Origin of the sequence: uncultured Rhodococcus sp., assembly GCF_963525155.1 — a bacterium.
Taxonomy (GTDB): domain Bacteria; phylum Actinomycetota; class Actinomycetes; order Mycobacteriales; family Mycobacteriaceae; genus Rhodococcus_F; species Rhodococcus_F qingshengii.
The window spans coordinates 12,267-37,520 of the sequence record NZ_CAURKP010000036.1; the positions used below are offsets into that span (position 1 = coordinate 12,267).

Annotated in this window: 23 protein-coding genes, 1 pseudogene and 1 riboswitch; of the genes and pseudogenes, 11 read left to right on the forward strand and 13 right to left on the reverse strand. The window is 62.6% G+C overall.

Annotation, left to right across the window (positions count from 1 at the left end; all coding sequences use genetic code 11):
- Positions 1 to 40 precede the first annotated feature (40 nt).
- Positions 41 to 358: a hypothetical protein gene (locus RWT78_RS10610; protein WP_235808399.1), complete on the forward strand. Its 318-nt coding sequence runs from the start codon at positions 41 to 43 to the stop codon at positions 356 to 358.
- Between the two features lie 39 nt (positions 359 to 397).
- Here the strand turns inward: RWT78_RS10610 and RWT78_RS10615 are convergent, their stop codons facing one another.
- The 5 genes and pseudogenes from RWT78_RS10615 to RWT78_RS10635 form a co-directional block, all read right to left on the reverse strand.
- Complete coding sequence (locus RWT78_RS10615; protein WP_230359700.1) at positions 398 to 778, reverse strand: hypothetical protein; 381 nt, start codon at positions 776 to 778, stop codon at positions 398 to 400.
- Positions 779 to 881: 103 nt separating this feature from the next.
- A pseudogene (iri, locus tag RWT78_RS10620) lies at positions 882 to 2,317 on the reverse strand (rifampin monooxygenase Iri).
- A 121-nt stretch (positions 2,318 to 2,438) separates the two neighbouring features.
- Positions 2,439 to 3,821, reverse strand: a complete 1,383-nt coding sequence (locus RWT78_RS10625; RefSeq protein ID WP_081305327.1) for an MFS transporter — start codon at positions 3,819 to 3,821, stop codon at positions 2,439 to 2,441.
- Between the two features lie 30 nt (positions 3,822 to 3,851).
- Positions 3,852 to 5,000 carry a Gfo/Idh/MocA family protein gene (locus RWT78_RS10630; protein WP_161120830.1) on the reverse strand — a complete coding sequence of 383 codons (1,149 nt, stop codon included), beginning with the start codon at positions 4,998 to 5,000 and terminating at the stop codon, positions 3,852 to 3,854.
- 106 nt (positions 5,001 to 5,106) lie between these two features.
- Positions 5,107 to 5,844 carry a GntR family transcriptional regulator gene (locus RWT78_RS10635; protein ID WP_003941006.1) on the reverse strand — a complete coding sequence of 246 codons (738 nt, stop codon included), beginning with the start codon at positions 5,842 to 5,844 and terminating at the stop codon, positions 5,107 to 5,109.
- A 199-nt stretch (positions 5,845 to 6,043) separates the two neighbouring features.
- Here RWT78_RS10635 and iolC point away from each other — a divergent pair, with 199 nt between their 5' ends.
- The 8 genes from iolC to RWT78_RS10675 are packed head-to-tail and all read left to right on the forward strand — an operon-like array spanning position 6,044 to position 15,246.
- Positions 6,044 to 7,048: a 5-dehydro-2-deoxygluconokinase gene (iolC, locus tag RWT78_RS10640; protein ID WP_314675551.1), complete on the forward strand. Its 1,005-nt coding sequence runs from the start codon at positions 6,044 to 6,046 to the stop codon at positions 7,046 to 7,048.
- On the forward strand, positions 7,041 to 7,940 hold the full coding sequence (locus RWT78_RS10645; protein WP_314675552.1) for an aldolase: 900 nt from the start codon (positions 7,041 to 7,043) through the stop codon (positions 7,938 to 7,940). The genes iolC and RWT78_RS10645 overlap by 8 nt, the downstream gene beginning before the upstream one ends.
- Positions 7,941 to 7,961: 21 nt before the next feature.
- Entirely contained in the window at positions 7,962 to 8,834 is an 873-nt protein-coding gene (iolB, locus tag RWT78_RS10650) for a 5-deoxy-glucuronate isomerase (protein ID WP_007727367.1), read from the forward strand.
- 14 nt (positions 8,835 to 8,848) lie between these two features.
- The gene (iolD, locus tag RWT78_RS10655; RefSeq protein ID WP_314675553.1) at positions 8,849 to 10,804 is read left to right on the forward strand and encodes a 3D-(3,5/4)-trihydroxycyclohexane-1,2-dione acylhydrolase (decyclizing); all 1,956 of its coding nucleotides are present in this window, start codon (positions 8,849 to 8,851) and stop codon (positions 10,802 to 10,804) included.
- A 52-nt stretch (positions 10,805 to 10,856) separates the two neighbouring features.
- Positions 10,857 to 11,762, forward strand: a complete 906-nt coding sequence (locus RWT78_RS10660; protein ID WP_314675554.1) for a sugar phosphate isomerase/epimerase — start codon at positions 10,857 to 10,859, stop codon at positions 11,760 to 11,762.
- 26 nt (positions 11,763 to 11,788) lie between these two features.
- The gene (locus RWT78_RS10665; protein ID WP_314675555.1) at positions 11,789 to 12,835 is read left to right on the forward strand and encodes a Gfo/Idh/MocA family oxidoreductase; all 1,047 of its coding nucleotides are present in this window, start codon (positions 11,789 to 11,791) and stop codon (positions 12,833 to 12,835) included.
- The gene (locus tag RWT78_RS10670; RefSeq protein ID WP_314675556.1) at positions 12,832 to 13,716 is read left to right on the forward strand and encodes a sugar phosphate isomerase/epimerase family protein; all 885 of its coding nucleotides are present in this window, start codon (positions 12,832 to 12,834) and stop codon (positions 13,714 to 13,716) included. The genes RWT78_RS10665 and RWT78_RS10670 overlap by 4 nt, the downstream gene beginning before the upstream one ends.
- Before the next feature lie 24 nt (positions 13,717 to 13,740).
- A complete protein-coding gene (locus RWT78_RS10675) occupies positions 13,741 to 15,246 on the forward strand; it encodes a CoA-acylating methylmalonate-semialdehyde dehydrogenase (protein WP_003941032.1) in 1,506 nt (501 codons plus the stop codon).
- Positions 15,247 to 15,308: 62 nt separating this feature from the next.
- Here RWT78_RS10675 and RWT78_RS10680 read toward each other — a convergent pair whose 3' ends face one another.
- Positions 15,309 to 15,881, reverse strand: a complete 573-nt coding sequence (locus tag RWT78_RS10680) for a dihydrofolate reductase family protein (RefSeq protein ID WP_314675557.1) — start codon at positions 15,879 to 15,881, stop codon at positions 15,309 to 15,311.
- A gap of 198 nt (positions 15,882 to 16,079) precedes the next feature.
- On the opposite strand from RWT78_RS10680, the gene RWT78_RS10685 reads away from it, so the two are divergent.
- The gene (locus RWT78_RS10685; RefSeq protein ID WP_314675558.1) at positions 16,080 to 17,393 is read left to right on the forward strand and encodes a D-alanyl-D-alanine carboxypeptidase family protein; all 1,314 of its coding nucleotides are present in this window, start codon (positions 16,080 to 16,082) and stop codon (positions 17,391 to 17,393) included.
- Here RWT78_RS10685 and yhjD read toward each other — a convergent pair.
- From yhjD to RWT78_RS10720, 7 genes are all read right to left on the reverse strand, one after another.
- Positions 17,390 to 18,424 (reverse strand): inner membrane protein YhjD, encoded by a 1,035-nt coding sequence (gene yhjD, locus RWT78_RS10690; protein ID WP_003940821.1) that lies wholly within the window; start codon positions 18,422 to 18,424, stop codon positions 17,390 to 17,392. The two genes, RWT78_RS10685 and yhjD, sit on opposite strands and share 4 nt — an antisense overlap.
- Before the next feature lie 51 nt (positions 18,425 to 18,475).
- Positions 18,476 to 19,510 carry a tryptophan--tRNA ligase gene (gene trpS, locus RWT78_RS10695; protein ID WP_003941025.1) on the reverse strand — a complete coding sequence of 345 codons (1,035 nt, stop codon included), beginning with the start codon at positions 19,508 to 19,510 and terminating at the stop codon, positions 18,476 to 18,478.
- A 26-nt stretch (positions 19,511 to 19,536) separates the two neighbouring features.
- Positions 19,537 to 20,031, reverse strand: a complete 495-nt coding sequence (locus RWT78_RS10700; RefSeq protein ID WP_314675559.1) for a barstar family protein — start codon at positions 20,029 to 20,031, stop codon at positions 19,537 to 19,539.
- Complete coding sequence (locus tag RWT78_RS10705; RefSeq protein ID WP_314675560.1) at positions 20,031 to 20,579, reverse strand: ribonuclease domain-containing protein; 549 nt, start codon at positions 20,577 to 20,579, stop codon at positions 20,031 to 20,033. Before RWT78_RS10705 ends, RWT78_RS10700 begins: the two co-directional genes overlap by 1 nt.
- A gap of 26 nt (positions 20,580 to 20,605) precedes the next feature.
- On the reverse strand, positions 20,606 to 21,451 hold the full coding sequence (locus RWT78_RS10710; RefSeq protein WP_020969128.1) for an exodeoxyribonuclease III: 846 nt from the start codon (positions 21,449 to 21,451) through the stop codon (positions 20,606 to 20,608).
- A 36-nt stretch (positions 21,452 to 21,487) separates the two neighbouring features.
- On the reverse strand, positions 21,488 to 22,696 hold the full coding sequence (locus tag RWT78_RS10715) for an MFS transporter (RefSeq protein ID WP_373938154.1): 1,209 nt from the start codon (positions 22,694 to 22,696) through the stop codon (positions 21,488 to 21,490).
- Between the two features lie 130 nt (positions 22,697 to 22,826).
- Positions 22,827 to 24,050 (reverse strand): NADP-dependent isocitrate dehydrogenase, encoded by a 1,224-nt coding sequence (locus RWT78_RS10720; protein ID WP_003940772.1) that lies wholly within the window; start codon positions 24,048 to 24,050, stop codon positions 22,827 to 22,829.
- Positions 24,051 to 24,355: 305 nt separating this feature from the next.
- A riboswitch (SAM riboswitch) is annotated at positions 24,356 to 24,496 on the forward strand.
- Positions 24,497 to 24,639: 143 nt separating this feature from the next.
- Here RWT78_RS10720 and RWT78_RS10725 point away from each other — a divergent pair.
- On the forward strand, positions 24,640 to 25,254 hold a 615-nt coding region (locus RWT78_RS10725), incomplete at its 3' end, for a PLP-dependent transferase (protein ID WP_314675561.1).

A 25,254-nucleotide genomic window follows, 5' to 3' on the forward strand; every position in this document is an offset into this window, starting at 1 on the left:
TTTTACCGCTCAATGCCGATCGGTCGGTACGATCGTGGGCATGGGGTGGGACTTGTTAGTGCTGTTCGCCATGATCGGCCCGTTGGCCGTGTTCGGGTGGGCCGCCGTTCGGGCGAAGCGCCGCGGACTCGGCGGATCGTTCGTCGGGCCGTTTCAGGAGATGTTCGATCCCGGTGCTGCGCGAGCCCAGACCGTCATCGAACAGATCGCGGAACTTCCGGATCCTGCGGACTCCGGCGACCCGGACAACGACGACGATGTGCCGTACACAGTCGCCTACGAGGGTGTTCGGCTCCACATCAACCCCGGTAAGGCTCGACAGCGCGGAGGCGACGGGACCACCAAGCGAGCTCAGTGAAAGTCGGACCGGATACAACGCGAGGGAGAACTGGTTCAGTCAGGGCCGGCGAAGTTGATAGGTGACACCGTTCTCCAACTCATCTGAGCTGAAGGACTCCGGAGAGAAGTGGCCCAAGCTCACCTCATAGTTTCTCTGGTTTGCGGGGACGGCATCAAAATGTGCGGTGTAGGAGCAGGTGCTCATTCCGTCGGGAAGTTGATCGATTGCCTCGACCTCGAGTGCCGACCTTGTGGATGCAGCGCCGCTGCCCCCGAAAATCTGAATCTGGTCGTTCGGAGCAACACGAATCATGTCGATCACGCACTCTCCAGAGACCGTCTCGGCCTGCTCTGCCTGACCGGTCACCGTTATCGTGGCGGCAAAGGTTTTCGGCACATCGACATTGGTCGTGCAGCTTGTCAGCATCAGCGCTCCCACAGAGCCCGCTGCCGCAGCCGCAACCTGTGCTGACCTTCGCCTCATAGTCGTCAACGGTAGTGCGTCCGAGTCGCCACGGTGCTCGGTTGCCGAATCCGAAGAGTCACACGGGGCCCGTCGCCGGCCGGCCGAACCACGTGGACAGCTGAGTATCCAACTCCGCCTGCGAATCCCCCACCCATGCCACGTGACCGTCCGGTCGAAGCAGGACAGCCGGTGAGTCCAATTCGGTGCTGGTGTCGACTACGTGGTCGACTCGATCGCTCCAACCATCTACCGCCAGTTGGCTACCCTGGTCGAGAAGAAGTCCGCGGCCGGATCGCATCAGGTCGTACAGGTTGCCGCGGGTCAACGCGATGTTCCGCAGCCGCCGACCGAGTAGGTCGTCGCCTTCGCCGAAATCGTAGCGAATCGAGATCGCAGTGATCTTCTCGGTCAGATAGCGCTTGACGTCTTCGAATTCCATCAGCTTGGAGATCAAGCGCCGCACGGCTTGTGGACCGGCAGCGGTGGAGATCAGCTCCGCCTGCGCGCGCGTGTTGTCGAGAACGTCGGCAGCCACCGGACGCCGTTCCGATTCGTACGTGTCGAGCAGGACGTCCGGTGCCCAGCCGTTGATCTCGGCGGCGAGCTTCCAGCCGAGGTTGAAGGCATCTTGCACACCGAGATTGAGACCTTGACCGCCCATCGGTGGGTGGATGTGTGCGGCATCGCCGGCGAGGAACACCCGGTCGCGCCGGTAGTGCTCCGCTAGACGGGTGGCGTCGCCGAAGCGCGAGAGCCACCGCGGCGAGTGCACACCGAAGTCGGTACCCGCAATGGCCAGTAGCTGTTGTTTGATGTCGTCGAGGGTGGTCGGTGTTGCGCGACCGTCGGCAACTTCGGCCGCAGGGACCACGACACGAACAGCGCCGTTACCGGCGGGACCGACTCCGAATCGTTTGTGCGTTTCCCGGATTTCGGCGACAACGGCGGCCAGTTCATCAGCCGGCATGGTCACGTCCATTTCGCCGATCAGCGTGTCGGCGCTCGACGGCTCGCCGGGAAACCCGACGTCGATCAGCTTCCGAACAGTGCTGCGGCCGCCGTCGCGCCCACGAGATAACGCGCGTGAAGTGTTGTGCCGTCGGACAATTCCGCTGTGACGCTATCGGTATCTTGACGGATCGCGACGACGCGCTTCCCTCGCTGAATGTCCGCACCGACTTCGGTGGCATGTTCGGCAAGAATCCTGTCGATCTCGGGCTGAGGAATGCCCAGTACGTACCCGTGCGCAGTATCGAGGTGCGCCGGTGCCGGTTTGCTGATCCCCGCGAAGAATCCACCGAGCGGATACTTGCGGCCGTGCGCGAGGAACTTGTCCAGCAACCCGCGCTGCTCCATGATTTCGATGCTGCGCACATGGATGCCGAGGGCACGGACGAACTGAGTCGGCTCCTCGTCCTTGTCCACGACGACGACATCGACGCCCTGCAGCCGGAGCTCACCTGCCAGCATCAATCCAGTTGGTCCAGCACCGACAATGATGACGTCACTCATGCGATCCCCTCCTTCGGGCAAGGCTTTTGCTTGCTCGCAGCAGACGAGTGTGCACCATCACCGGGGCCTTGCCGCAAGCCCCGGGTCCCGCGTTATGATGAAGGTGGCGGAAGACGCTTCATCAGCGCACCAACACCACAGCACCCGTATCGCGTGGGAGCCGCCAACTCTCGATCACCGTCGGCACCAGCATGGCCCCGAGAACACCCAGCGTCAGAGAAAACGGCACTCCGCCGCTCAGATCCTCCGACTCCGCCAACGGTGTACAGAGCGTGATCACCAAAGCGGACAGTGCAATACCCAGACCGGACGCCAACTCTTGCAGCGTTGCATGCAGAGTATTGGCATCGGTCAGCTCACCCGAGTCGACGTCGGCGAACGCCAAGCTGTTGTACGCGGTGAACCCGATGGATCGCAACGCGCCACTGACGAACAGTGCGACAGCGATTACGACGTCCGGTGTCGTCGACGAGATCAGTACCAGCGCACCGAAGCACACCACCGACAGAACTCCGTTTCCCACCAGAACTAGTCTGATCCCGAATCTGCGCATGAGCGGAGTGGTGAGCGGTTTGATCGCGATATTCCCCGCGAACAGGGCCATCACCAGCAGACCGGCCTTGAACGCCGACATTTCGAATCCCACTTGGAACAACAACGGCAGCACAAACGGCACGCCCATGATCACGAGCCGGTACAGCGAGCCGCTCGACGCGACGAGCCGAAACGATCGAAGTCGGAGGACGCCGAGCGCGATGAGCGGATGATCCGACCGGACGAGGTGAATGACGGCCAAGCTCAACAAGATCAGAGCCGCAACGATCCCGAGGCCCACTCGTAGCCAGTCGGTTCCGGCACTGTGCACGTTATCGAGCGCCACGACAAGCACTGCGACGCCTGCTCCGATCACCACCAATCCCAGCCAGTCGAGGCTCCGTTTCTGCGCCTCCCGAATGTCGGGCACCATGCGCAATGCCAGCAGAAACCCGACGATCCCGATCGGAACGTTGATCAAAAAGATCCAGCGCCACGAAGCGATCGACACGATGGCTCCACCCACAGCGGGCGCAAGAACCGGCGCTGTGAGCGCCGGCCACGTCAAGTAGGCGATAGCCCGTACGAGTTCCGCCTTCGACGTCACCCGCAATACTGCGAGCCGCCCCACCGGCACCATCATGGCGCCGCCTACCCCTTGTAAAGCACGCATTCCCACCAGCATCGGGAGGGAGGTGCTCAGTGCACATCCCACCGACGCCACCGTGAAAACGGCTATGGCAGAGATGAAGACACGTCGCGTTCCGAATCTGTCGGCCATCCATCCGCTCGCCGGGATCAGGACGGCCAACACCAGGAGGTACGAAGAAACGGCGACATTGACGTCGACGGCATCAACTCCGAAAGATTGGGCGATCGACGGCAGTGCCGTTGCGAGAATCGTCGCGTCCAGCATCTCCATGAACAGCGCTGCTGCCACGAGCAGCGCCAGTCCGCGGGGAAATGTCACTGCACCAGAGCCTTTCGGAGGAGCTGTCGATCAGCCGAGAGAAATCCAGCTGCCGGAGGTCACCGAGGCGACCATCGCGTCCAGAGCCTGTGCGGACGCGACTGCATCAGCGATGGTCGCGCCCTGCGGCGCTCCGTCCACGATCGAGGCGATGAAATTGCGGGCCTCGATCACTTTCAGGTCGTCGTAGCCCATCGCGTTGGCCGCGCCAGGCTGGAAGCGGCCGAACTCACCGGACTCGGGGCCGACCAGAACCGTCGTGACGGATTGGTCCTGGTACTTCGAGCCGAGGCTGGTGCCCAGTTCACCCATCCGGCGGTAGTCCCAGAACACGGCACCTTTCGTGCCGTGAATCTCGAATCCGTAATTGTTCTGCTCTCCCACGGCGACGCGGCATGCTTCGAGGGTGCACCGGCCACCCGACCCGAGGCGCAGCAGTGCGCTGACGAAGTCTTCGTTCTCGACAGCCCCCATCTCCCCACCGCTGGCCCGCGCATGTCCACTGGTAGCGGCGGACGGACGCGCACGCTCCGGGATGAAGATCGCAGTATCCGCAACGAGAGCGTCGACGTCACCGAGAAGATGACGAATCAGATCGATGCCGTGCGAAGCCAAGTCGCCCAGGACGCCGGCGCCGCCGCGCTCACGCTCGTATCGCCAACTCAAAGCACCTTCAGGGTGGGCCGCATAGTCGCTGAGGAAACGAAAACGCGAGTGCGTGATCGTGCCCAACTCCCCTGAGTCGGTCAGGCTCTTTGCCAGGGCCACAGCCGGCGCGTTTCGGTAGTTGAAGCCGACGGTCGACTGCACACCGGCCTTCGAGACTGCTACGGCAACAGCTTTGGCGTCTTCCGTGGACAAGCCGACGGGCTTCTCGATCCAGATGTGTTTGCCGGCCTCTGCCATTGCGACGCCGATTTCACGGTGCAAGAAGTTCGGGGCCGTGATGCTCACCGCGTCGATGGCCGGATCGGCTGCGATATCGCGCCAATCCTGGGTGAAAGCTTCGAAACCGAACTGGTCCGCTGCTTCCTCCCCTCTGCCAGGCACCTCGTCGGCGACGGCGGCCAGGCGGATCACGGGAAGCTGCGGATAGTGCTGCCGCAGACGCAGATACGCCTGCGTGTGGACGCGGCCCATCCATCCGAATCCGGCAACTGCTACTGAAATGCCTGTCATGAGGCTCCGTTCGGGTCAAATGATCGAAGGATCGCAGAAATGCTGGGATCACAAATCACCCCCACTGACTCGGTCAGGCGGGTACTCGTGTCACCGGGATCGAGATCTAGCGGTCGACCACGGTGGTGTCGAAGTAGTAACGCGACGCTCGGTAGCAGTGGCTGCCGTACTCGACGGCGCTACCTGAATCGTCAAATGCAGTGCGGCTCATGGTCAAGAGGGCAGCACCCACTTTCTCGTCGAGCAATCCTGCTTCTTCGCGAGTCGCCGCCCGAGCGCCGATTCGCTGCCGCGCCACACGGATGTGAACGCCGCGAGTTCGCAAGGTTTGGTAAAGCCCCTGCGTCTCCAACTCCTCGGGATCGGGTGCGATGTCCACCGGAATGTAGTTGGTCATCACTGCCAGCGGTTCGCCGTTGGTGCTTCGCAGACGCCTGATGGTGGCCACTTCGGCGTCAGGTTCGAGGTTGAGTTCCGCAGCAACGTCTTCGGCGGGAACTCCCACCGTGAACTCGAGCAGCTTGGTCGTCGGCGCCTGGCCGGCCCTCGCAAGGTCGTCGAACAGGCTGGTGAGCTCGACCGGGCGGTGCACCGGACTTTGCACCACCTGAGTTCCGACTCCCCGCTTACGAACAAGTAGTCCCTTGTCCACCAGTTCCTGGATCGCGCGTCGAGTGGTCGGACGTGAGAGATTGAGCCGTTTGGCCAACGCCAGTTCGTTCTCGAAGCGATCACCTGGGGCAAGTTCGCCACCGAGAATAGCGCCCTCGATTGCCTGTGCCAGCTGAAAATACAGCGGCACCGGGCTCGAGCGGTCCAACTCGACGGCGAGTGCTGCGACCACGGCCAACTCCGATCTGTCTTGGGAAGGCGCCGTATCGACGCTACTTCTCTCGGCAGTGTATGCGAACACTAACATTCACTTGACCGCAAGTCATAATGTCCAGACAAACTATTGACAATCGCTGTGTCGCGGCGCACAGTTTCAGTCATACATCGGTGCCCTGCGTGGGCAACCCACCACGAACTCTCGGGAGTCAGTCTTGACAAGCATCAACACTCACCAGAGCGGGTCACACATCCCTGACGCACCCTTCGACGTGCTTGCCATCGGCCGATCGGGGGTGGACATCTACCCACTTCAGACCGGTGTCGGACTCGAGGACGTCGAGACGTTCGGCAAGTTCCTCGGCGGCAGCGCAGCCAATGTCTCGGTGGCGGCCGCGCGCCTCGGTCGGCGAGCAGCACTGATCTCCGGCGTCGGCAACGATCCCTTCGGGAAGTTCGTCACACGCGAATTGGCACGTCTCGGTGTCGACAACAGGTTTGTCGTGACCAATTCGGAGTATCCGACACCGGTGACGTTCTGCGAGATCTTCCCCCCGGACGACTTTCCTCTGTACTTCTATCGCAAGCCGCATGCGCCTGATCTTCGGATCACCCCGCAAGACATCGACCTCGACGCCGTTCGAACAGCCTCGCTGTACTGGTCGACTGTGACGGGGCTGTCCGAAGAACCGAGCCGCAGCGCACACTTCGCCGCTTGGGAAGCCCGCGAACGCCGCCCGCTGACCGTTCTAGACCTGGACTACCGCCCGATGTTCTGGTCGACGCCGCAGGACGCGACCACGCAGGTACAGCGCGCCCTCGCACACGTGACGGTAGCCGTGGGGAATCGTGAAGAGTGCGAAATCGCTGTCGGTGAGACCAACCCGAACAAGGCCGCGGACGCGCTTCTCGACCTCGGAGTCGAACTGGCCATCGTGAAGCAGGGCCCGAAGGGTGTACTCGGCAAAACGCGAAAGCAGTCGATCACCGTGCCGCCCAACGCCGTCGACGTGGTCAACGGGCTGGGAGCAGGCGACAGCTTCGGCGGATCACTGTGCCACGGACTGTTGGCCGGGTGGCCGCTGGAGAAGGTACTGCGGTACGCCAACGCGGCCGGCGCGATAGTCGCATCTCGGCTCGAATGCTCCACTGCGATGCCGACCGCCGAAGAAGTCCACGATCTCGCCGAAGCCACAGCCACGGAGGCAGTCAATGTCTGACAAGCTCGCCGCCCGCCCCCTCGCCACCACCTACGCCGAAGTGACGGAACTGCGTGCGAGCGATCCGCAGATCATCGAAAAGGCCTGGGCAGCGCGAACTCCTCGCGACACTGTTCGAGGCAATGGTCGACTGATGATCGTCGCTGCCGATCACCCGGCCAGTGGGGCACTGTCTGTCGGTGGCAAGCCGACAGCGATGAACAGTCGTACAGATCTGCTCGACAGATTACGCACTGCGCTCGACAATCCCGGAGTCGACGGCGTTCTCGGCACCGCGGACATTCTCGACGATCTGCTCCTCCTCGGCGCCCTCGACGACAAGGTCGTCTTCTCGTCGATGAACCGCGGCGGCCTGGCAGGCGCGAGCTTCGAACTCGACGACCGCATGACCGGATATACCGCGGCGGGCACCGCGAAGTTCGGAATGAACGGCGGAAAGATGCTGCTACGCATCGCACTCGACGACGCGGGCACACTGCCCACCATGACGGCATGTGCCGAAGCCGTGGACGAACTGGCCGCGGCCGGACTGATCGCGATGCTCGAGCCGTTTCTCTCCAGCCGCGTGAACGGCAAGGTCGTCAACGATCTCAGCCCCGACGCCGTCATCAAGTCCATCCACATCTCCCAAGGTCTCGGCTCCACCTCGGCGTACACGTGGATGAAACTGCCGGTCGTCGACGAGATGGAACGCGTCATGGATGCGACCACCCTCCCGACGCTCCTCCTGGGGGGAGATCCGCAGATCGCGCCGGCAGAAACGTACGCAAAGTGGGACGCTGCACTTCAGCTGCCGTCCGTGCGCGGACTGATCGTCGGACGCGCGCTGCTCTACCCACCCGACGGCGACGTCACCGCGGCCGTCGACACCGCAGTCAAGCTCGTCCACTAGAACCGACCTGGCAGGAGCAAGATGTTCAGCAAGTACTACGTCCCCGCCGGATCGTCCGCCGACGGTGATTTCACGACAGTGGTCACGCCGGAGTCCGCCGGGTGGACCGAATCCAGCTTGTGGACACTCGAACTCGCCCCTGGCGCTGACGTCCACCTGCAGTCCGGCGAGAACGAGATCATCGTCGTTCCACTGGCGGGTTCGGCCGTCGTTGTTGCCGAGGGGACGGAGATTCCCCTGACCGGCCGCGCATCGGTTTTCGACGGTCCCAGCGATTTCGCGTACGTAGGACGCGACGCCGACTACTCGGTCAGCAGCACCGGCGGAGGCCGCTTTGCACTGTGCGGAGCACGCGCCGGCGCAAAGCTCCCCCATCGCTACGGTCCCGCGTCCGGAGTTGCCGTCGAACTCCGCGGTGCCGGAAATTGCAGCCGGCAGGTTCACAACTTCGCCACCGCCGACACCTTCGAGGCCGACTCCATCATCGCTTGTGAAGTCATCACGCCCGGTGGAAACTGGTCGTCGTACCCCAGCCACAAACACGACGAGAACAGCGACGTCGAATCGGCCCTGGAAGAGATCTACTACTTCGAGATCGACAGAAGCCCCACCGGGACCGAAGGTTTCGGCTACCACCGCGTGTACGGAACCGCCGAGAGACCTATCGAGGTGCTCGAGGAAGTCCGCTCGGGCGACGTCGTCCTCGTGCCGCACGGCTATCACGGCCCGTCCATCGCAGCGCCGGGCCACCACATGTACTACCTCAATGTCATGGCAGGTTCGGGCGAGATCCGGGCGTGGAACATCTGTGACGATCCGCAACACACCTGGCTACGTGGAAGCTGGGATCACCAGGACATCGACCCTCGACTGCCGTTGCAGTCCCACAACTGACGGAAGTGAAAGCTGTGGCACCCACCAACAACGCAACCGGCAATCGTCCACCTCGCGACGAGCCGACCGTATACCTCACCGTTTCTCAAGCTGTCGTCCGCTTCCTCGCCAACCAGTACACCGAACGCGACGGCCAGCGCACCAAGCTGTTCGCCGGCTGCTTCGGAATCTTCGGGCACGGCAACGTCGCCGGACTGGGGCAGGCACTCTTGCAGGCCGAGATCCAGGATCTCGACGCCGGCCGTGAGCCGACACTCCCCTACGTGCTCGGCCGCAATGAACAGGCGATGGTGCACTCGGCTGTCGCGCACGCCCGCATGAAGGACCGCCTGCAGACTTGGGCAGTCTCGTCCAGCGTCGGCCCCGGTGCCACCAATATGATCACCGGCGCGGCACTGGCCACCATCAACCGTCTACCTGTATTACTCCTTCCCGCAGACACTTTCGCGACCCGCGCCAGTGCCCCCGTCTTGCAGGAACTCGAACTCCCGTCGAGCGGCGACGTCACGGTCAACGACGCTTTCAAGCCGGTCTCACGATACTTCGATCGGGTATGGCGCCCGGAGCAGTTGCCGAGCGCTCTGCTCGCCGGGATGCGCGTTCTCACTGATCCCGTCGAAACCGGCGCAGTCACCATCGCCATCCCGCAGGACGTGCAGGCCGAGGCCTTCGACTGGCCCGAGTCCTTCTTCGTCGAACGGGTGTGGCACGTGGCCCGCCCGCTCCCCGAACGATCGGTGATCGAACGCGCCGCCGCGATCATCCGCTCGGCTCGCAAGCCACTGATCGTCGCCGGCGGCGGAGTGATCTACAGCCAGGCCACCGACTCTCTGGCAGCGTTCTGCGCGCAGACCGGAATCCCCGTGGGGCAGAGCCAGGCCGGCAAGGGTTCATTGGTCTACGACCATCCACAATCCGTCGGGGCGGTGGGGTCCACCGGCACCACTGCTGCAAACGCACTGGCCACCGAGTCGGACGTCGTCATCGGAATCGGCACGCGGTACAGCGATTTCACGAGCGCGTCCCGCACCGCGTTCACCAATCCCGACGTTCGCTTCGTCAACATCAACGTCGCTTCACTGGACTCGGTGAAGCAGGGCGGAGTCAGCGTGGTCGCCGACGCACGTGAGGCACTCGACGCGCTGGCACTTGCACTGAACGACTACCGGGTGGACGAGGAATACGCGTCCAGGATCGGTGACCTCGCTCGCGATTGGGATGCGATCGTCGAATCCGTCTACAACCCAGCCGAACCCGCTGCCGACGGGTCACTGAATCAGAATCAGGTGATCGGCCTGGTCAACACGCTGTCCGATCCACGTGACGTCGTGGTGTGCGCTGCCGGGTCCATGCCGGGTGACCTCCACAAGCTGTGGCGAACCCGTGATTCCAAGGGGTATCACGTCGAATACGGGTACTCGTGCATGGGATACGAAGTTGCCGGCGGTCTAGGCGTCCGCATGGCGTGCCCCGATCGCGACGTGTTCGTGATGGTCGGCGACGGTTCCTATCTGATGATGGCCACCGAATTGGTCACCGCCGTACAGGAACGCCTCAAGGTCATCGTCGTCCTGGTGCAGAATCACGGATTTGCCTCCATCGGTTCACTGTCCGAGTCGCTGGGTTCCCAGCGCTTCGGCACGCAGTACCGCTACCGCTCGAATGACGGACGTCTCGACGGAGGGGTTCTCCCGGTCGATCTGGCCGCGAACGCCGCCAGCCTCGGTGTCGACGTCATCCGCGCCAACACCGCTGCAGAGTTCGCCGACGCGATCAAGGTTGCCAAAGCAAGCGACACCAGCACCGTCATCCACGTCGAAACCGATCCGCTGATCGGCGCCCCGGACAGCGAATCCTGGTGGGATGTACCGGTATCGGCCACCTCCGAACTGGAGTCCACCAAGAAAGCACGGACAACTTACGAGTCCTGGAAGAAGATCCAGCGACCGTACCTCCGTCCATCCGAATGAAAATTCCGCACAACCACACCCCATAAAGCTTGCCCGCGAAAGGAATCTAGACATGAGCGCGATTCGCGTCGGATCAGCCCCCGACTCCTGGGGCGTGTGGTTTCCGGACGATCCACAGCAGACCCCTTACACACGATTCCTCGACGAGGTATCCGCGTCGGGATACGAATGGATCGAACTCGGCCCGTTCGGATACCTTCCGACCGATCCAGCCAAGTTGACGGACGAACTCGGCGCCCGCGGCCTGAAGCTTTCGGCCGGTACCGTTTTCGAACACCTGCACCAGGACGATTCCTGGGATGCCGTCTGGAATCAGATCAAGGACGTCGCCAAGTTGACCGCAGCCGTCGGCGGCAAGCACGTAGTCGTCATCCCCGAGATGTGGCGCGACCCTTCCACCGGAGAAGTACTCGAAGACCGCAATCTGACGCCCGAGCAGTGGCGTAAGAAAACCGACGGCATGAACGCTCTCGGGAAGGCAATGCTCGAGGAGTACGGCGTCATGGCGCAGTACCATCCTCATGCCGACAGTCACGTCGACATCGAGGACAACGTCTACAAGTTCCTCGAAGGTACAGACGAGCGTTTCGTGAACCTGTGCCTCGATACCGGCCACATCAGCTACTGCGGCGGTGACAACCTCGCCATCATCAACAAGCATCCGGAGCGCATCGGGTACCTGCACCTCAAGCAGGTGGATCCGGCGATCGTCGCCAAGGTGGAGGCGGAGGACCTGCCGTTCGGCGAAGCCGTCAAACTCGGCGCGATGATCGAACCACCGCGCGGAATACCGGACATGCCGCCGCTTCTGGAGGCCATCGAGAGGCTCGGCATCGACGTGTTCGCGATCGTCGAGCAGGACATGTATCCCTGCCATCCCGACACACCGCTGCCCATCGCAGCGCGCACTCAGAAATACCTGTCCACCTGTGGCGTCCCCGCCGTCCGTTTCAACTGAGCAACACAATCGAGGAGTACCACCGTATGTCTGACAACCAGGATCTCCGGATCGCAGTGCTCGGCGTCGGCATCATGGGGGCCGATCACGTCGACCGCATCACCAACAAGATCGGCGGTGCCCGCGTCACCGTCGTCAACGACTACTCGCTGGCCCGCGCCGAGGAAATCGCAGCACTGACGCCAGGGGCGCGCGTCGTCGTCGATCCGTTCGATGCCATCGCAGCCGAGGACGTCGACGCCATTGTGCTCGCAACCCCGGGCCCGACCCATGAGAAGCAGGTTCTTGCCTGCCTCGAAGCGGGCAAGCCTGTTCTCTGCGAAAAGCCGCTGACCACCGACGCAGACAGTTCGCTCGCGATCGTCAAAGCCGAAGCAGCGCTGGGCAAGAAGCTGATCCAGGTCGGCTTCATGCGGCGATTCGACCACGAATACACCCAGCTCAAGGATTTGATCGACAGCGGCGATCTCGGTCGCCCGCTCGTGCTGCACTGCGCGCACCGCAATCCTGCGGTTCCGAAGGGTTTCGACAGCGCGATGATCGTCAAGGACTCACTCGTCCACGAGGTCGACGTGACGCGATTCCTGCTCGACGAAGAGATCACCTCGGTGCAGATAATTCGGCCGTCTGCGAATTCGCTTGCTCCCGAAGGCATTCAAGACCCACAGATCGCGATATTCGAGACCGAGTCCGGCAGACACGTCGACGCCGAGGTGTTTGTCACCACCGGAGTTGCCTACGAGGTGCGCACCGAAGTTGTCGGCGAACTCGGAAGCGCGATGATCGGACTCGACGTGGGACTGATCCGAAAGACCAAGCCCGGCAACTGGGGTGGGCAGATCACCCCAGGATTCCGCGAACGCTTCGGGCAGGCATACGACACCGAGTTCGCCCGGTGGATCAAGGCAGTGAAGACGGGCGCCGGCACCAGCAACTACATCGACGGACCAGGTGCCTGGGACGGGTACGCCGCGGCCGCTGTCTGCGCCGCCGGTGTGATGTCTCTGGAGACGGGTCAGCGCGTCGCCGTGGACATGGTTGCGCGCGACTCTGTGGCCGGAGCTCAGCGATGAAGGTCGCACTCGACCCCACACCTTTCCATCACGATTACTCACTACTCGAGCTTCCTCAGGTTGTTGCCGATCTCGGGTACGAGTACCTGCAGCTCACACCGCACGTCGACATGATCCCGTTCTTCAATCACCCGAAAGCCGACGACGCGCTCGTCGCCAAATTTCGGAAAGCTTGCGCGAGTGCTGGAGTCGGAATCGCGTCGGTACTCCCGGTCCTTCGCTGGTCCGGCCCGGACGAGGACGCCCGCGAAGCAGCCGTGCGTTACTGGAAGCGGGCCATCCAGATCACGGTCGATCTCGGTGTCAACGTCATGAACACCGAATTCTCCGGCCGCCCCGAAAAGGCCGAAGAGTCCGAGCGTGCGTTCTATCGTTCGATGGAGGAACTGGTTCCGATCATCGAACGCGAGGGAATCGACGTCCTGATCGACCCCCACCCGGACGATTTTGTCGAAGACGGACTAGCCGCGATCCGCACGATCCGTGGTGTGAACTCCAAGAACCTCGGCATGGTGATCGTGGCGTGCCACCAATTCCACATGGGTGGGGACCTTCCCGCCATCATGGAGGCCGCCGGCGACATGGTCCGACTCGTTCACGTGGCGGACACCATGGATCATCACCGTTCCCACGGACTGCGCTACATCACCAACCCGCCAGGCAATGCCGTTCGAGTGCATCAGCATCTCAAAATCGGTGATGGAGACGTCAACTGGGACGAATTCTTCGGCGGTCTCGGTAAACTCGGCTTCTACGATCGCGACAACACCGTGATGGTGTCGAGCGTCTTCGCCGAGAACGAAAACGCGCACGAGGTTTCCCGGTACCAGCGCGAGACGATGAACGACTACGTCGCCAAGTACACCTCCCCGAACTCCTGAGTCACCAGACCACTAGGAAATACCATGACCAGCACTGATACTCGTGTCATCGCGCACTGGTTGGACGGCAAGCCGTTCGCCGGAACGTCCGAGGACACCGCCACCGTCACCAACCCCGCCACCGGACAGATCACCGGCCGACTGGCCCTGGCGAACCTCGAGGACGCCCGCGCTGTCATCGACGCGGCTGCGGCGGCCTTCCCCGCCTGGCGTGACACCTCACTGGCCCGGCGCACACAGGTACTGTTCAGCTTCCGCGAACTCCTCAATGCTCGCAAAGGTGAACTCGCCGAGATCATCACAGCAGAGCACGGCAAGGTTCTCTCCGACGCCCTCGGCGAAATCAGCCGCGGACAAGAAGTAGTCGAATTCGCCTGCGGAATACCGCATCTCCTCAAGGGCGGATACACCGAGAATGCATCGACCAAGGTCGACGTCTACTCCATCCGCCAACCCCTCGGCCCCGTAGGCATCATCTCCCCCTTCAACTTTCCCGCGATGGTCCCGATGTGGTTCTTCCCGGTCGCCATCGCCGCCGGGAACACCGTGATTCTCAAACCCTCGGAGAAGGACCCCACCGCGGCGATCTGGCTCGCCGAACTCTGGGCCGAAGCCGGTCTGCCCCCCGGCGTCTTCAACGTCCTCCAAGGTGACAAGCTCGCCGTCGACGAACTTCTGGAAAACAAAGCAGTCAAAGCGATTTCGTTTGTCGGATCCACCCCCATCGCCCAGTACGTCTATGCCACCGGCACCGCCAACGGCAAACGCGTGCAAGCACTCGGCGGCGCCAAGAACCACGCCATCGTTCTACCGGACGCCGACCTCGACCTCGCCGCCGACGCAATGGTCAACGCGGGATTCGGCTCCGCGGGCGAACGATGCATGGCGATCTCCGCCCTGGTCGCAGTCGGCGACATCGCCGACGAACTGGTCGCCAAGATCGTCGAACGCACCACTCCCCTCGTCACCGGTGACGGCACCAAGAACTCCGACATGGGTCCGCTCGTCACCAAGGCCCACCGCGACAAGGTCGCCTCATACGTCGATGCAGGCGAGAAGGACGGCGCCACCATCGTGGTCGACGGACGTACAGTCCAGGCCGATGGTGGACCGGACGGCTTCTGGCTTGGACCCACCCTCATCGACCACGTCACCACCGACATGTCGATCTACACCGACGAAATCTTCGGGCCTGTTCTCTCCGTCGTGCGCGTCGATACCTACGACCAAGCCCTCGAACTGATCAACAACAACCCGTACGGAAACGGCACCGCCATCTTCACCAACGACGGCGGCGCTGCCCGACGCTTCCAGAACGAGGTGGAGGTCGGCATGATCGGCATCAACGTCCCCATCCCGGTTCCCATGGCCTACTACAGCTTCGGCGGCTGGAAGAACAGCCTCTTCGGTGACACCCACGCTCACGGGACAGAAGGTGTTCATTTCTTCACGCGAGGTAAAGCCGTCACCAGTCGCTGGCTCGACCCCAGCCACGGCGGAATCAACCTCGGATTCCCCGAGAACAGTTAGCCGGCAAGACATCTGTGGCCGAGACTCTCGAAGAGTCTCGGCCACAGATTTTTTCGAGAGGTCTACGCGACTGTGGGGTGGTACGTCAGCACCTGAACTCCGGATTCGTACCGACGGTCGTCCTTCAACTCGAGGTCGATCTTGTCGGCCGATTCGGGGAACACTCTCCCGCCGGACCCGAGAATGACCGGGAAGACCATCAGACGAAGCTCGTCGACCAGACCGGCCAGCAACAACGCGTGGACGAGCGTCCGACTTCCCGCGACCAGGATCTCGCCGTCGATCTGCCCCTTGAGCTTCGGGACAGATTCCTCGATGGGACCGTCGAGCGCCGTCGAGTTGTTCCATTCGAGCGGTTCGGTCGAACTCGTGACGACGTACTTGGGCATCTCGTTCATCTTGTCCGCAAAGCCTTGGTCGTCCTCGCGCTCAGGCCAGGCACCGGCGAAGCTCTCGTAGGTCCGTCGACCGAGTAGAAGCACGTCCGCGGCGAGGGTTTCATCGAGTTTGAACTTCATCTGATCGCCCTCCTGGTACGGAAAGACCCATCCAGTGTGCGCATAACCCGGTTCGCCACCGGGCGCTTCCATGACCATGTCCAAAGACACGAATTCTGTCACCACGATCTTGCCCATACCGATCCCCTGTCGTCAGTGCGAGTGCGCCATTCGAGTAGTCGACTACCCCACTGTTACAGACTCTGCGTGGTGGTGGAACTCATCAGCGGCGATCGTCCACTATGACCGATGTACAAACCGAATCGCCTGTTTTCGATCCCTCTGCTTGCGTGGCGATTCGGACGTTCCCTCAGGTTCGCATACCCTCGTATATCGATGATGTGGCGTCGAAAGTGTGCAGTGGCAGTAGCCGGAACAGTGCTCTCAGGGAGCATTGCGTTTACCGGTGTCGTAGGGACCTCGGGAGTGGCCGGCGCCCAACCGGCCCCGCCGCCGCCCACCACCACCACCGAGGCACCGTTCACAACACCCAACACCGACAGCTGCCCGTTCACGAGTAGTCCGGCGCCGGCGATCGATCTCTCCGAAGCACCCGCGCCCGGATCCACGGCCCCGACTGCCGTCCCGATTCCGGAAAGCCCCGTCGGTGGAGACAAGCTCGGCGAGTGCGGTGTTGTACTCCCTGACGGCGCTCCCCCGCTCCCAGCCGACATCGCGGCATCAGGATGGGTACTCGCGGACGCCGAAACCGGCGAGGTCCTCGCCGCCAAAGATCCGCACGGTCGCTACCGCCCGGCCAGCACCATCAAGATGCTGTTGGCTCTCGTCGCGCTCGACGAACTCGATCTCGACACCGAAATCACCGCAACGGCCGAAGACGCGGACGCTGAAGGTAGCGCTGTCGGCATCGGAAAGGGCGGCAAGTACACCAACCGGCAACTGATGCAGGGTCTGGTCATGGCGTCGGGAAACGATGCCGCGCATGCTCTTGCCCGCCAACTCGGCGGTGACGCTGCAGCCGTGTCGAAAATGAACGCGCTCGCGGCCGAACTCGGCGCCCTCGACACTCGCACGGCAACTCCATCCGGACTCGACGGCCCGGGGATGAGCAGCTCGCCGTACGACCTGGCCGTGATTTTCCATACCGCCCTGCAGAATCCGACGTTTGCCGGTCTGATCCATACCGAGACCGTCGAATTTCCCGGCTTCCCCAAGGATCCGACCATTCCCGACGATCAGGACCGCCCCGGATTCACTCTCGCCAACGACAATCAGCTGCTCTACAACTACGACGGCGCATTGGGCGGCAAGACCGGCTTCACCGACGACGCCCGCCACACGTACGTCGGTGCTGCGGAGCGCAACGGCCGGAAACTACTGGTGACATTGATGGGCGGCGAAGCCAAGCCGATCCGTCCGTGGGAGCAGGCTGCCCGTCTACTCGACTACGGATATGCACTCCCCGCGAGCACAACCGTCGGCTCGTTGACGGACCGATCCACCGACGATGCCTCGCCCGATGTCACTCGCACACCGTCTGCCGCTGCACCAGGCTCGATCTCGGCTGCACCCACCGCTACCGACGCCGAATCCGACACCACTGACCGCATACTCATCGGTGCGGTCGGCGGAGTAGTGGTGATCGCGCTGGTAGCGGGAGCAGTTGCCCTGAACCGTCGGAGGCGCTAGCGCGGCCGACGACGCATGAAGCCCGAAAGACCCAGGCCGGCAACCGCACCCGTGGCGATCAGCGCAGCCACGCGAGACGGTGAAGCACCGTCACTGACAACGATTCGCGGCGAGATCACTGCGGGATCCGGCGGCGGAACGAACGCCAGGGCCATACTTTCCTTGGTCGTCGCCGCCCACGCCGTGCAGAACAGCAGCATCCGTGACGCCGTGAACACGAACACGAGCAAACCGATGATCGGACCGAATGCCACGCCCGCTGGTCCGTTGGTGACGGCAGCGAGGTAGATCGCACCCACCTGCTTGAAGATCTCGAACACAACTGCGGCGATAAGCGCTGCCTGCGCAGCGCTACGCAGCGTGACAGGCTCGCGCGGCAGCCGGGCGATCACCCACAGGAACACCGCCCACGTCGCCAGGAGTGAGAGCAACAGTGAAACGACTCTGAGCCCCACGCCGACACCGGTGATGTTCTCGAGGTTGAGCCATTTCACGATCTGAGTCGCAACCGGCCCACTGCTCAGCGCCGACATTCCCAGTGAGACGACCATGGCGAGAGCCAGACCGACGAGGGCCCCTGCGTCACCGAGTTTGGTACGTACGAAACCCTTCGGCTCGCGCTTGCTCTCCCACATCGCCGTCAGCGCGTCGCGAACGTTTGCCATCCAACCGAGACCCGCGTACGCAGCACCCAGGAGACCGAAGATTCCGACGCTCGCGCGCGAGTCGATGGCCGAATCGATCAGCGTGTTGATGGTGTCACCCAAGCTGCCCGGAATGCTCTTGGTGATCTGCTCCTGAATCGACTCCAGGTACTCGGGATGCCCGGCCAATACGAAACCGGCCACTGCAAACGCGACCATCATGATCGGAATCAACGCGAGAACGCTGAAGTACGTGATACCAGCAGCGTAATAGTCGCCTTTTTGCTCTTGAAACCGTCCGGCCGCGCGAACCAGATGATCGAGCCAGGGTCGCGCTGCCCGTTGCTTCTCGAGGAAGCTCGGTGCGTCGTCGTCCGTGTCAGCCATTGCCGTCCCCCTCATGTTCGGTCAGGCGTCGTGAGTCCGAATTCGCGTAAGTCAGCCCTTCGGTGCCAGGAATCCGACCTTGTCATAGACAGCGGCGAGAGTGCGTGAAGACACCTCACGGGCGCGGTGCGCTCCGGCCGCGATGATGCGATCCAGCTCTGCCTCGTCGGCGAGGTAACCGTCGACCTTCGCCTTGAGCGGGGTGACGAACTCGGTCAGCACGTCAGCGGTATCGGTCTTGAGGTCGCCGTACCCCTTGCCCTCGTAACCGGCCACCAGAGTCTCGATCGGTACTCCCGAGAGAGCCGACTGAATGGTGAGCAGGTTGCTGACGCCCGGCTTGGCCTGCGGGTCGAAACGAATCTCGCGCTCGTTGTCGGTGACGGCCGACTTGATCTTCTTCGCCGACACCTTCGGATCGTCGAGCAGATTGATCAGTCCGGCCGCACTGGCAGCGGACTTGCTCATCTTCGCGGTTGGATCCTGCAGGTCGTAGATCTTTGCCGTGCCCTTGATGATCTGCGGCTCGGGAACGACGAACGCCTTGCCGTAGCGGGTGTTGAACCGGCCGGCCAGATCGCGTGCGAGTTCGAGGTGCTGACGCTGATCCTCACCCACGGGGACTCGCTGCGGGCGGTACAGAAGTATGTCCGCGGCCATCAGAACCGGATACGTGAACAAGCCGACACTGGCGTTGTCGCTGCCTTGCTTGGCGGACTTGTCCTTGAACTGCGTCATACGGCTGGCTTCACCGAAACCGGTGATGCAGTTCAGGACCCACGCCAACTGTGCGTGCTCGGGAACCTGACTCTGCACGAACAGCGTCGCCCGATCCGGATCGATCCCCACCGCAAGGAGCTGAGCGACCGCAACCTTGGTGCGACGACGCAATTCCTTCGGGTCCTGCGTCACCGTGATGGCGTGAAGATCCGGAATGAAGTAGAAAGCGTCGAAATCGTCCTGCAACGGAACCCACTGCTGCAGCGCACCCAGGTAGTTGCCGAGGTGGAAAGAATCCGACGTCGGCTGGATTCCGGAAAGCACGCGAGGCTTTGCGGTGGGCTTCTGTTCTGCAGGGGTCGACATGGTTCCGATCTTTTCACGAGTGGAAATCAGTGCAGTGGCGTGGTGCCCGGGTAGTCGAGTTCGACGAGGTCTTCACCGTCGGCGGTGAGGTCCTCCGCACCGAACTGGTAGACGGTCCGGAAAACGACGGGTTCCCATTCTTCGGCGTAGAAGTCCATCGTTTCGCAGAACCACTCCAACTGATCCTGTTGCTCGGACAGTAGAGAACCCGCGCCTCGGACCACAACTACATATCCGGCGCCGAGTCCGAGGACGTCGTCGAGATCGCGCATGACATCGTCGAAAGCGTCTTTGTTTCGCCCGAAGTGGGATGGAAACTGGAAGGCTGCCGCGAACTCGTCGAAGACCTGCGCCGTTGTTCGCATGTTCTCGCCGCGAACCACCCGAACGACAAAATTCTCGGCACGGAGTTGACGTGCAAGATCATCTGCAACGGCCGGGTCGCTCTGCAGGGCCACTGAAGCCACATCCGAAGACGGATCCAGCCACTGCGCCACGCTGACCGTAGACGAGTCGGACATCAGCGAATCCTCACAAACGTGTCGTAGTGATCGAGGGTGTACCACGCCGAACCGTCGTTGCCGGTGACGATTCGCTCGGCGTCGCGTCCTTGGCCGTTCTTCTTCGGGTTCACGTCCCATTCCTGATAGACGACACGTCCGCCACCGGCACCGACAGCGGGTAGACGTCCTTCGCTGTTGCGGAAGGTGATGCCGCCCTTGGTGCCCGGCGCATTGGCGGAGTCCGGCCACCGTCCGGCGTCGATCTCCGCCAGCGTGGCGAGCACTCGCGCCGGCGCATCGGTGCTTGTCTGCTGCGTTGGCTTGGCAGCGGAACTCGAGGACGCGGAACTCGACGGCGCGGAACTCGACGGCGCAGCCTTGGTGGTGGCGCCAGGCTTGGCTTGAGCACTCGAGGACTGAACGCTCGAGGACTGAACGCTCGAGGACTTCGTACCCGACGACGCCGAACTGTCGGAGTCACGTGAAGAAAGGGTGACCGCCAGCACGAGCGCAACCACCGCCACCACGACGGTGATGATGGCGTTGCGCGTCTTTGCGCTCGGCATTTTCAGACCTTCAGACATACGCGTCTCTATCGGTACGAGACGGTGACAGGCGCATGATCCGACCAACGGAGGTCGTAGGACTCAGCGCGTTCCACGAGCGCGACCTTGGCCCGCTCGGCGTATCCGCGAGTGGCAACCTGGTAATCGATACGCCAACCCGAATCGTTGTCGAATGCCTTTCCGCGGTAAGACCACCACGAGTACGGGCCGTCGACACCCGGATGGAGGGTGCGGAAGACGTCCACCCACGCGGAATCTTCGGCGAACAGCAGATCCATCCAGGCGCGCTCCTCGGGGAGGAATCCCGAGGACTTCTTGTTGGTCTTCCAGTTCTTGAGGTCGAGTTCGGTGTGCGCGATGTTCCAATCGCCGCTGACCACCACGTGACGATCGGCAGCCTCGGCCGCTGCAGCGGTGGAGGCGAGGTGCACTGCGAAGGATGCCATGAACCGCTCCTTCTCCTCCTGCTTCGGCGTGAGCGCCTCACCGGAGGGCAGGTACAGGCTCGCGACGGTCAGATCGGCGAAGTCGGCTTCGATGTATCGACCGGCGTCGAGAAACTCGTCGTCCCCGTGACCGATCCGCACCGCGTCAGGTTCCGTGCGTGAGAGCACCGCGACTCCGTTGCGCCCCTTCGCGGACGGCTCGGCGGAGACGAGGAACCACCCGTTGCCGAGTGCCGGTTCGAGAGTCTCGCGAAGCTGATCGTCCGACGCACGCGTTTCCTGAAGGCAGATGAAATCCGCCGACGTCTTCTCCAGCCAGTCGAGCATGCCCTTGCGGGCCGCTGCTCGAACGCCGTTGACGTTCACGGACGTGATGGTGTGGGGCGCAAGAATGTGGGAGTCAGCAGTTTGTGGCACGGCAAGCACCGTAGCCGATTCCACCGACGCGGATGGGCGCCCAGGTCAGCGCGCGGCCCTACGCTGCAGAATCACCGCTACCGCCAGCACGACGAGACCCGCGACGGCCAGCAACGACCCCACCGCTGCGGGCGCGGTGTACCCGTAACCGGCTGCGATGACGACGCCGCCGATCCACGCTCCGAAGGCGTTGGCGATGTTGAGTGCGGCGTGATTGAGAGACGCGGCCAAGGTCTGAGCATCCTCGGCGACATCCATCAACCGTGTCTGGAGGCCAGGCACCATCGACGACCCGGCGAGCCCGATGAGGAAGACGAAGACGAGCGCCGTGTACGGATTGCGCACGGCGATAACGAAGATCGCGAGGATGACCACGAGGGATCCCATCGACAGGAACAAGCCCTTCATCAGTGCGCGATCCGCGAGGTATCCACCGACGAAGTTGCCGGCCACCATGCCCAGTCCGTACAGCATGAGTGCGAGGGGAATGAACGAAGCGCCAAGCCCGGACACGTCGGTGAGCGTCGTACTGATGTAGGTGTAGACGGCAAACATCCCGCCGAATCCGACCATGCCCACGATCAGGGTCATCCACACCTGAACGCGGCCCAGTGCCCCGAGTTCGGTGATCGGATTCGTCACCGGCATACCGTCCAACCGCGGAATCCAGACGAACAGCGAAGCAACCGTTGCCACTCCGATCACCGCAACCAAGGCGAAGGCGCTGCGCCAGCCGAGTGCCTGGCCGATCCAGGCCGCGACCGGTACCCCGATCACGTTGGCCACGGAAAGACCCATCATCACCATGGCGACGGCCTTCGCGCGTTTTCCCGGTTCGGCCAGGTGAGCTGCGACCAGTGCGGCGACTCCGAAATACGCGCCGTGCGGCAATCCGGCGACGAAGCGGGCCATCATCAGCGTCGTGTACGAGGGCGCGAAAACCGAGGCGGCATTGCCGACGGTGAACGCGACCATGAGTGCGATCAACAGGGTGCGGCGCGGTACTCGTGCGGTGAGTGCAGCGATCAGCGGAGCGCCGACGACAACCCCGAGCGCGTACGCCGAGATCACGTGACCCGCGACGGGTTCCGAGACGCCGAGTCCGGATGCCATCTCCGGGAGCAATCCCATTGCGACGAACTCGGTGGTGCCGATACCGAAACCGCCGAGAGCGAGAGCGAGCATCGCCGGACCTCTGGCGGAACGAACCCCGGGTGTCGAGGTGTCAGAACGGGAGAGGGTAGACGAAGTCACTGATCAATTGTGGTCTCACATCTGGTTGAACTTCCAAGTGAGAGGGGGTGAGTTCACTCACGTGAGACCGCGAACACAAATGGGACGCCCGGTTTCCCAGACGTCCCATTTGACAGGTGAAGCGGTGAATCTACTTCGCGGCCATGGCCTTCTGCAGGTTCACGTCGAGCGCGCCGAGGAACTCCTCGGTGGTCAGGTAGCCCTGATCGCCGCCGACCAGCATCGAGAGGTCCTTGGTCATCTGGCCGCTTTCGACGGTCTTGATGACAACGTCTTCGAGCGCCTGCGCGAAGCCGATGACCTCAGGGGTGCTGTCGAGCTTGCCACGATGCTCGAGCCCGCGGGTCCACGCGAAGATGGACGCGATCGGGTTGGTCGAGGTGGGCTTGCCCTGCTGGTGCTGACGGTAGTGACGCGTCACGGTGCCGTGAGCAGCCTCTGCCTCACAGGTCTTTCCGTCCGGTGTCAGCAGAACCGACGTCATGAGGCCGAGCGAGCCGAAGCCCTGGGCCACGGTGTCGGACTGGACGTCGCCGTCGTAGTTCTTGCATGCCCAGACGTATCCGCCCTCCCACTTGAGTGCGGAAGCGACCATGTCGTCGATGAGGCGGTGCTCGTAGGTCAGACCTGCAGCATCGAACTCAGCCTTGAACTCGGTCTCGTAGACGTGCTGGAAGATGTCCTTGAAGGCACCGTCGTACGCCTTGAGAATGGTGTTCTTGGTGGACAGGTACACCGGGTAGTTCTGCTGCAGTCCGTAGGTGAGCGACGCGCGAGCGAAGTCACGGATGGACGTGGTGAAGTTGTACTGCCCCTGGACGACGCCGCCCTCTTCGGGGAAGTTGACCAGTTCGTGCTCGATCGGTGCGCTGCCGTCCTCAGGCGTGTAGGTGATCATCACCTTGCCGGGGCCGGGGACCTTGAAGTCTGTGGCGCGGTACTGGTCGCCGAATGCGTGACGGCCGATGATGATCGGCTTGGTCCAGCCCGGAACGAGTCGCGGAACGTTGGAGATGATGATCGGTGCGCGGAAGATCGTGCCGCCGAGAATGTTGCGGATCGTTCCGTTCGGGGAACGCCACATCTTCTTGAGACCGAATTCCTCGACACGTGCCTCGTCCGGCGTGATCGTGGCGCATTTGACGCCGACGCCGTGCTTCTGGATCGCGTGCGCTGCGTCGATTGTGACCTGGTCGTCGGTCTCGTCGCGGTACTCGATACCGAGGTCGTAGTACTCGAGGTTCACATCGAGATACGGATGGATCAACTTGTCTTTGATGAACTGCCAGATAATGCGCGTCATCTCATCGCCGTCGAGTTCGACGACGGTGCCCTCAACCTTGATTTTGGACATGGGTGCTTCGCGTCCTCCTAGGAAGTTTCCCTGGTTACACGGTTGCGGTCACACTTTGTGAGTGGGTCCGCGAACGGTTCGATTATCAAACCTAGACGGTGTGGACTGATCTCGGGAGATGAGTCCCAAACAAGACAAGCGTACTGCTAACCCGTGAGGCCGCAACCGGCAGGTCCACTCATCGGTCTCTACTCGCGAGTAACTTTTGCCTGCTAGTGGGCTGCGTCGCTCTGCCTCGCGTGCGGTTGCGGCTCACATTTCGCCCCGTGTCAGGACTGCGCTCACTTCCCGGTAGAATCCGACTTGGTCATGAGTGCCAGCGTCAAGCCCCGGCTCGCTGGACGGCAACCCTCCAACCGCGGTGGGGTGCCCCGGGTGATGACCAGGTTTCCCGACGTGGATCTGCTCGCGCAGTTCCACCGCAATTCGGGTGACAAGCGCGGGTCCGACAGGGACGGACCCCAGACCGGGCCGAGCCCCACGGAGGTATTTCAGTATGTGTCGCACTTGTAGATAGACCCCAGCACGGGGCGGCGATCATTCGCCCCCGTCCGACATCTATCCGTCAGACCACTGGAGTGAACAAATCATGACCGACAACACAGCCGACGCCGCAGCAACTTCGGATCCGACCGCGAACTGGTCGTTCGAGACAAAGCAGGTGCACGCCGGACAAACAGCGGACACCGCCACAAATGCGCGCGCTCTGCCGATCTACCAGACCACCAGCTACGTCTTCGACAGCACCGATCACGCTGCTGCACTGTTCGGCCTCGCCGAACCGGGCAACATCTACACGCGGATCATGAATCCCACACAAGACGCCGTCGAGCAGCGCATCGCTGCCCTCGAAGGCGGAGTCGCCGCACTCCTCCTCTCCTCGGGTCAGGCCGCCGAGACCATCGCGATCCTCAACATCGCCGAGGCCGGCGACCACATCGTCTCCAGCCCGTACCTGTACGGCGGCACGTACAACCTCCTGCACTACACCCTTCGCAAGCTGGGTATCGAAGTCACGTTCGTCGAGGATCCCGACAATCTCGAGCAGTGGCGCGAAGCCATTCGCCCGAATACGAAGGCGTTCTACGGCGAAACGATCGCCAATCCGAAGAACCACATCCTCGACCTACCCGGTATCTCGTCACTGGCCCACGAGAACGGTCTTCCGTTGATCGTGGACAACACAGTCGCGACGCCGTACCTG

Bases quoted from the DNA above. Each gene is read 5' to 3' on its own strand.
- RWT78_RS10610 (WP_235808399.1), top strand. From the start codon at position 41: ATGGGGTGGGACTTGTTAGTGCTGTTCGCCATGATCGGCCCGTTGGCC.
- RWT78_RS10630 (WP_161120830.1), bottom strand. From the start codon at position 5,000: ATGACAGGCATTTCAGTAGCAGTTGCCGGATTCGGATGGATGGGCCGC.
- RWT78_RS10645 (WP_314675552.1), top strand. From the start codon at position 7,041: ATGTCTGACAAGCTCGCCGCCCGCCCCCTCGCCACCACCTACGCCGAA.
- iolB (WP_007727367.1), top strand. From the start codon at position 7,962: ATGTTCAGCAAGTACTACGTCCCCGCCGGATCGTCCGCCGACGGTGAT.
- RWT78_RS10660 (WP_314675554.1), top strand. From the start codon at position 10,857: ATGAGCGCGATTCGCGTCGGATCAGCCCCCGACTCCTGGGGCGTGTGG.
- RWT78_RS10665 (WP_314675555.1), top strand. From the start codon at position 11,789: ATGTCTGACAACCAGGATCTCCGGATCGCAGTGCTCGGCGTCGGCATC.
- RWT78_RS10670 (WP_314675556.1), top strand. From the start codon at position 12,832: ATGAAGGTCGCACTCGACCCCACACCTTTCCATCACGATTACTCACTA.
- RWT78_RS10675 (WP_003941032.1), top strand. From the start codon at position 13,741: ATGACCAGCACTGATACTCGTGTCATCGCGCACTGGTTGGACGGCAAG.
- RWT78_RS10680 (WP_314675557.1), bottom strand. From the start codon at position 15,881: ATGGGCAAGATCGTGGTGACAGAATTCGTGTCTTTGGACATGGTCATG.
- RWT78_RS10685 (WP_314675558.1), top strand. From the start codon at position 16,080: ATGATGTGGCGTCGAAAGTGTGCAGTGGCAGTAGCCGGAACAGTGCTC.
- yhjD (WP_003940821.1), bottom strand. From the start codon at position 18,424: ATGGCTGACACGGACGACGACGCACCGAGCTTCCTCGAGAAGCAACGG.
- trpS (WP_003941025.1), bottom strand. From the start codon at position 19,510: ATGTCGACCCCTGCAGAACAGAAGCCCACCGCAAAGCCTCGCGTGCTT.
- RWT78_RS10700 (WP_314675559.1), bottom strand. From the start codon at position 20,031: ATGTCCGACTCGTCTACGGTCAGCGTGGCGCAGTGGCTGGATCCGTCT.
- RWT78_RS10705 (WP_314675560.1), bottom strand. From the start codon at position 20,579: ATGCCGAGCGCAAAGACGCGCAACGCCATCATCACCGTCGTGGTGGCG.
- RWT78_RS10720 (WP_003940772.1), bottom strand. From the start codon at position 24,050: ATGTCCAAAATCAAGGTTGAGGGCACCGTCGTCGAACTCGACGGCGAT.